Genomic DNA, 3,542 nt, shown 5'->3' on the forward strand with positions numbered 1-3,542 from the left:
GGTACCTCGTGTCGGCGCTGCTGCGGCTCGCGGGCGGCCAGGCCGCAGGGCGCCCACCGCCCGCTCGGGTCCCGCCGCCCGAGCGGGCGGTGCGGCGCAGCCACAGCAGGCCCAGCACCGGCAGCACCAGCGGCACGAACCCGTAGCCGCGGCCGTACCCGGACCAGACGGTCTCGTCGGGGAACGCCGCGGGATCGGCGAGGCTGAGCGTCCCCACCACCAGCACGCCGGCGAGCTCGACCGCGCAGGCCGCCACCGCGACGCGGAACGAGGTGCGCCCGCCGAGCGCCAGCGCCACCGTCGCCAGGACGTAGACGGCGGCGGCGAGCGCCGACAGCGCGTAGGCGACCGGCGCGTCGCCGAAGTTCGTGGCGATCTGCACCCCGGCCCGGGCCCCCGCCGCCAGCGCGAAGATCGCGTAGACGGCGACCAGCATCCGGCCCGGCCCGCTCCCGGTGCCGCCCGCGCGGGCCTCGGCGTCGGCGCGGGCGCCGTCGTCCGCGCGGGCTCCGGGCCGGACGTCCCGGGCCTCGGGCTCGATCTCGGGCTCGATCTCGGGCTCGATCTCGGGCTCAGGCAACGGTCCCGCTCCACAGCTGGTTCATCCTGACGACCATCACCGCGACGCCCAGCGCCGCGACCACGATGACACCGGGCCCCCAGCGGGTGCGCTCCAGCAGGCCCCACCCGGCGCCCGCCGGCGGGATCAGCAGCACCCCGATCAGGTAGCCCGCGAAGGTCGTCGCCGGGTCGGGCCCCTCCCCGCCGCCGAGCTTCACGAACCCGACGACCGCCTGCGCGATCAGCAGGACCTCCAGGACGCCGAGCACCACCAGGTGACCGACGCTCATCGGCCGGTCCCGCACCGTGGTGACCAGCGCGTACCCGGCCGTCAGCAGGGCCGTCACGATGACCGCGGTCGCCAGCACGTTCGTCACGCCGACAAGAGTACTACCGCGTGTAGAGCACGGCGTCCGTGGCAGCATGGCGGGCGTGAGAGCGCTGCAGTGGCTGAACCTGACCCGGCACGGCGAGAGCACCGGCAACCTGGCCCACCGGGACGCGGAGCGCGCGGGCGCCGAGGACGCCGGGATCCCCGAGCGGGACGCCGACATCCCGCTGTCTGACCGCGGCCGCGCCCAGGCCGAGACCCTCGGCCGCCGGCTCGCCGACCTCCCCCCGGACGAGCGCCCCACGCTCGTCGTCTCGTCCCCCTACCTGCGGGCGCTCGACACCGCCCGGATCGCGCTCGCGCAGACGTCCTGGGCCGCGCCGGCCGCCCCGGACGGGCCGCGGCTGCGGGTCGACGAACGGCTCCGCGACCGCGAGCAGGGCGTCCTGCAGGGCCTCACCGCCCTCGGGGTGCGGCGCCGCTTCCCCGCCGAGGCCGAACGGGCCCGGCACCTCGGCAAGTTCTACCACCGCCCGCCCGGCGGGGAGTCGTGGGCCGACCTCGCGCTGCGGCTCCGCTCCTTCTACCGGGACGTGGAGGCCGACGCCCCCGGCGGCCGGGTCCTGGTCGTGGCGCACGACGCGATCGTCGTCGTCACCCGCTACCTGGTGGAGGAGCTGACCGAGCAGGAGATCATGGAGATCGAGAAGGAACCGATCGGCAACTGCTCGCTGACCCGCTGGCGGGACGGCGCCGACGGCCTGCGCTCCGTCTGCTACAACGACACCACCCACCTGACGGGCCCCGGCGCCCCCGCCGGCCTCGGCCCGGACGACGGCTGACGGACGTCCCCCGTCGGGCGGGTCGTCGGGCGGGTCGTCGGGCGGGTCGTCAGACGGCGTCGTCGTCGCTGAGGAGCCGGTCGCTGCGGGTCGTGACGGCGGCGCGGCGCGGATCGCCCGGCGGCAGCACCGCGCCCAGCCGCTCCAGCGCCTCCAGGTCGCCCCGCCCCGGCTCCGTCTGCGCGTACGCCCACAGCGCCTCGGCGCCGCCCCGATCGAGGGCCTGCCGCCGCATCAGCACCGCCAGCTCGTCCCGCTCGGCGCGGACCGCGGGCGCGTCCGACCGGGGCAGCAGCTCCCCCGCGTACAGCCGCGCGGCGGCCGGCACGTCCCCCTCGTCCAGCAGCCGCCGGACCGTCCGGAAGTCGGCGTCGACCGCGCAGTCGAGCCGGTAGGGGCGGGCCCGGACGAGCCCGCCGAGCCGGTCGCGGAGCCGGTGGATCTCCGCGCGGACGGTGCCCGGCGTGCCTTCGTCCCCGTACAGCAGCCACGACAGCCGGTCGCCGGTCAGCCCCTGCGGGTGCAGCGCCAGCAGCGCGAGGATCTCCGCGTGCCGCAGCGTCAGCGGCACCGGACGTCCGTCCACCCGGGCCAACGGCGGGTCGGCGCCCAGCAGCGTCAGCGCCAGCAGCGGCCCGCCCTCCGCCCGGGGCGCCGGACGGGCGGCGGCCCGCCCGGCGCGCGGGCGCAGCAGGTACACCTCGCCGAGCGGCTCGGCGAACATGGCGCGGCCGTCCGGCAGCGTGATCGTCGCGCCCGGCTCGGGCACCGCCAGGCGCCGCCCCCGCCACGCGTCCGGGCCGCCCGCCAGGATCCGGCCGGTCGCGGTGACCAGCGCCGCGCCGCCGCGCATCCCCGTCAGGTGCGGCAGGTAGCGCTCCCGGAACCGCTCGTCCCGCCGCCGCATCTCCACCTCCAGCCGGGACTCGGCGAGCCGGGCCGCCGTCGCGACGAGCGCCGCCATCGCCGGATGCAGCCGGTCGGCGGTCGCGCTGACGTCGACGCAGCCGATCACCCGTCCGGTGTCGGGGTCGGTGACCGGCGCGCCCGCGCACGACCACCCGTGCAGGACGTACGCGACGTGCTCGGCCGCGTAGACGTGCTCGGGCCGCCCCTCGGCGAGCGCGGTGCCGATCCCGTTCGTGCCGACCGACTCCTCGGCCCAGCAGAACCCCTCCAGCAGCCCGATCCGCTCGGCGGCGCGGCGCGTCCGGCGCGGCCCCTGCGTCCACAGCGCCCGGCCCGCCTCGTCGGTGATCACCAGCAGGTGCTCGGTCTCGTCGGCGACGCCGCGCAGCAGGTCCCGCAGCAGCGGCAGGTGCGGCGCCAGCGGATGGGCGGCGCGGGCGTCGGCGAGGACGTCCCGGTCGAACACCAGCGGGGCGGCCGGCACTCCGGCGTCCACGCCGGCGTCCCGGGCGCGCCGCCACGACGCGGCGATCGGCGGACGCGGGCGAGCCGCGCGTTCCCTGGTCACCATCGGCGAACTCCCCCCGCATGCGAACCACATCGGGGTTTGAGGATCGGCCGAATCCGGGGGCCGCGCAAGCGGTTCCCCGTAACCCGGCCGACGATTTTCGCGACGCTGCGTGATCGGACGATCGCAACGTGCATGCAACGTGCGCGGGCCTACCGTACCGACCGCCGGGAGCCGAGGGGCTTCCCGAGGGGGTCCCGCCGCCCCGCACCGCGGGCGGGGGGATCGCGTGCGGGGGGGCGTGCGCGGGCGCCAGGGGGGCCGCCCCGGCGGTGGCGGGGGGGGGTTGGTGTTGGAGGTGTAGTATAAAGAGCTGTAAGAAGTGGTGGGC

General features: G+C 77.4%; 4 protein-coding genes. 1 reads left to right on the forward strand and 3 read right to left on the reverse strand.

The window, feature by feature from the left end; genetic code table 11:
- Nucleotides 1-436 (reverse strand): hypothetical protein (locus tag AB0L25_RS40975; RefSeq protein WP_500179045.1); only part of this gene is annotated, 436 nt, incomplete at its 3' end.
- A 136-nt stretch (nucleotides 437-572) separates the two neighbouring features.
- On the reverse strand, nucleotides 573-938 hold the full coding sequence (locus AB0L25_RS40980) for a hypothetical protein (protein WP_500179039.1): 366 nt from the start codon (nucleotides 936-938) through the stop codon (nucleotides 573-575).
- A gap of 46 nt (nucleotides 939-984) precedes the next feature.
- On the opposite strand from AB0L25_RS40980, the gene AB0L25_RS40985 reads away from it, so the two are divergent.
- Entirely contained in the window at nucleotides 985-1,734 is a 750-nt protein-coding gene (locus AB0L25_RS40985; protein WP_500179041.1) for a histidine phosphatase family protein, read from the forward strand.
- A 49-nt stretch (nucleotides 1,735-1,783) separates the two neighbouring features.
- On the opposite strand, the gene AB0L25_RS40990 is transcribed toward AB0L25_RS40985, so the two are convergent.
- The gene (locus AB0L25_RS40990; RefSeq protein WP_500179043.1) at nucleotides 1,784-3,214 is read right to left on the reverse strand and encodes a GAF domain-containing protein; all 1,431 of its coding nucleotides are present in this window, start codon (nucleotides 3,212-3,214) and stop codon (nucleotides 1,784-1,786) included.
- Nucleotides 3,215-3,542 lie beyond the last annotated feature (328 nt).

Source organism: Spirillospora sp. NPDC052242 (genome assembly GCF_040679555.1).
Classification (GTDB): Bacteria; Actinomycetota; Actinomycetes; order Streptosporangiales; family Streptosporangiaceae; genus Spirillospora.

Coding starts and splice junctions, on each gene's coding strand:
- AB0L25_RS40985 (WP_500179041.1), top strand. CDS start 985: ATGGCGGGCGTGAGAGCGCTGCAGTGGCTGAACCTGACCCGGCACGGC.
- AB0L25_RS40990 (WP_500179043.1), bottom strand. CDS start 3,214: ATGGTGACCAGGGAACGCGCGGCTCGCCCGCGTCCGCCGATCGCCGCG.